Raw genomic sequence first — 512 nt, 5'->3', positions numbered from 1 at the left:
GCGGCCGTTCTGCTGCCGCCGGCACAGCAAATAATTTTGCATAAAAGCGGCCACAGCCTTGCTTGCGGCAGCAGTCGGTTCTAAAACTGTCTTATGGCCTTTTATATAACCGAGCAAAACCCTTATATTGGGCATTTGCCGCCGCGCCGCCGGCGCGAGCTGGTTTATATTGTCAAAACCATTTTAGCCGCCTTCCGCCCGGCTGAGCTGCCGCAGGCCAATGAGGCTCTGCGCCGCGGCCGTATTTTGAAGATTATCCTGTTTGGCTCTTATGCCCGCGGCAAGCAGGTGATAGACCGCAAAAGCGGCTATAATTCCGATTATGATTTGCTGATTATTGTCAATAATAAGGAAGCAGCAGCACCGGAGCATTGGGGGCAGGTAGAGGGGGTGCTGCTGCGCGAGGAGATGGATCTGAGGCGGATAAAAGTCCCGGTCGAGTTTATTGTGCATAGCTATCGCGATGTCAATGCCCGGCTTAAGCTTGGGCGGCCGTTTTTTCTTGATATTTT

1 protein-coding gene is annotated in these 512 nt (G+C 52.7%); it reads left to right on the top strand.

Annotation, left to right across the window (positions count from 1 at the left end; all coding sequences use genetic code 11):
• Window positions 1–93 precede the first annotated feature (93 nt).
• Window positions 94–512, top strand: a 419-nt coding sequence (locus tag DPQ22_RS08190; protein ID WP_150215027.1) for a nucleotidyltransferase domain-containing protein, incomplete at its 3' end; no start/stop codon positions are given.

The organism is Candidatus Tokpelaia sp., assembly GCF_008636115.1.
Taxonomy (GTDB): Bacteria; Pseudomonadota; Alphaproteobacteria; order Rhizobiales; family Rhizobiaceae; genus QLZD01.
Note: the sequence above shows the minus strand (reverse complement) of the source record. Positions and strands in the feature narration are given on the sequence as shown.